This is a genomic window from Vibrio sp. Vb0937, assembly GCF_033338855.1.
The window spans coordinates 1-2065 of sequence record NZ_JAWOTK010000086.1 but is presented as its reverse complement, the minus strand read 5'-3'; the positions used below and the strand labels follow the sequence as shown (position 1 = coordinate 2065).

Annotated in this window: 2 protein-coding genes; one reads left to right on the top strand and one right to left on the bottom strand. The window is 47.3% G+C overall.

Going from position 1 to position 2065, the window contains the following annotated elements; genetic code table 11:
- A partial coding sequence (locus R7P67_RS23310) for a tRNA-uridine aminocarboxypropyltransferase (protein ID WP_318086130.1) occupies positions 1 to 478 on the top strand: 478 nt, incomplete at its 5' end.
- A 72-nt stretch (positions 479 to 550) separates the two neighbouring features.
- Here the strand turns inward: R7P67_RS23310 and R7P67_RS23305 are convergent.
- Positions 551 to 2065, bottom strand: a 1515-nt coding sequence (locus tag R7P67_RS23305; RefSeq protein WP_318086129.1) for an EAL domain-containing protein, incomplete at its 5' end; no start/stop codon positions are given.

The window sequence follows — 2065 nt, the reverse complement described above, 5'->3', positions numbered from 1 at the left end:
ATTACAGCATTGCCAACTCAACGTCGAGCAAGCAATCTGGGATCGCAAACAACCACCAGCAGAGTTGCTCACTCGCTTGGCTGATCCTTCGCTGTACCCGGTGATTTTATTCCCAAGTGAAGAAAGCATCACACTCGAACATGTGGAAATGCAAAGCCAGCAACAAGCCAAAATGCCGCTGTACATTATTTTGGATGCCACCTGGCAAGAAGCACGCAAGATGATCAATAAGAGTCGCTGGTTAGAAGGTATCCCTACCATGGGACTTTCCGCACTCGCCGATTCTCAATATCAACTGCGACGTAATCAGCAACAAGGCAACTTGTGCACCTTTGAGGTTGCTGCCCATTTATTAGGTCAACTTGGTGAACAAGATAACCAACAGCAAATGCATACGTTCTTTGCTCACTACCTTGCGCTGTTCCAAGCCGAGAAAAGTGGCCATACTATCAAGCAGTCAACACACTCTCTCGAGTAAACCCAATCGACGAAACAAAAAACGCAGCCAAGGCTGCGTTTTTTTATTGGCATTGTTTCACGTGAAACACGACTAAAACAGACGCGTAGGTTCACCTAAGTAGTAGCCTTGCAGATAATCGACGCCCATATCCTGCGCGATTTTGCACACCTCTCGATTGTGCACAAACTCTGCGACCGTTTCTGCATTAAACACCTGGCACAAACGCACCAACTGAGAAGCTATTTTGCGCTGCTTTAAATCCTTATCGATGTCTCGAATCAAGCTGCCATCCAGCTTTATCACTTCCGGCTCTAGCTTTAAGATCTCATCAATATTGGAGTATCCAGAACCAAAATCGTCCACGATAATGCGCGCACCCAGTTTTCTGAAATGGCTGCACACTTCTATCATACGACCGTAATCTTTAATCTGTTCAGACTCCAGTACTTCCAGCCCTATCCGCGTCGGGTCATTCAACTGGCTGATTTCATGCTCCAGCAACATCAACGTTTTGTCGCTCAACAAATCTTGCGGAGACAGGTTAATCGAGAAATCCCCTTTCTTATCTCGCATGTAATGCAGCGTCGAGCGGATCATGTGACGACTCAATCTGGTGTACAAATGCGTGTCTGAGATGATCGGTAAAAATCGCCCCGGCGCAATCACTGTTCCATCTTCTTCTAAAATCCGCACCAGACATTCTTGGCTGGCAGGAAGATGACTGTAAGCGTGCACAATCGGTTGGCTATACGTAATGATGTTCTGCTTAAGAATCGCGCGACTGACGCAACTCAACCACCCTAGTTGCTCTTTACGTACATCTTCACTGACTTCGATGTCTTTAGCGTTGCAAATATGCGTGTTGCTGCGAACGCCAGAACGACGCGCTTCTATGCCTTTTAATAAGAGCTCATCAGGAGAAGCCGAAGGAAAATCACGACGGCTAACCAAGCCACCACACAAGGAAATAGACAAGTAATCAATTTCGCGCAGGCCGAGCGGCTCAAAGTTAGTTTGCTCAACCGCATCAGCAAAACGAGTAAAGTGCTGTTTTATCGTCTCGCTACTTTGTTCAGCCTTAAACACAAAAGCCCACTCACCTACACCAATGCTGTACAGTTGCAGCGCCGCTGGCATGCCTAAGCGCTTTCTCAATCGATTGGTAAAATGCATCGACAGATCTTTGAGCAGCTGGTCTCCGACTCGATACCCGTACTTTTCGTTGATGTGGCTGAAATTGAGTAGCTTAAGCGTTAACAAATGCTCGTCACAATCGATGTGACTTAAGCGCTCTTGCAGCGCCACGCGATTTTGCAGCCCCGTGCGACTGTCACGACGGTAGCTTTCTTGTAACTTGCGAGTTTGACGATCAAGTTGATAACCCATGTGAGCGTTCATATGATTCAAATCGCCAATCGCATTGCGTATTAAGCTAAACAGCGGTGAAATCGAAGCGCTCACTTGCGGTTTAGGCAAATTCAGCGATTGCACCTCATCGCCTTCGCGCATCGCAAGGTACGTCAAACTGTGGTGAAGAATTTCTGGCTGGCCAATGTCACCATGTATTTCACCCATGCAGTAGCTGCCAAAGGTCGCGGCAATATC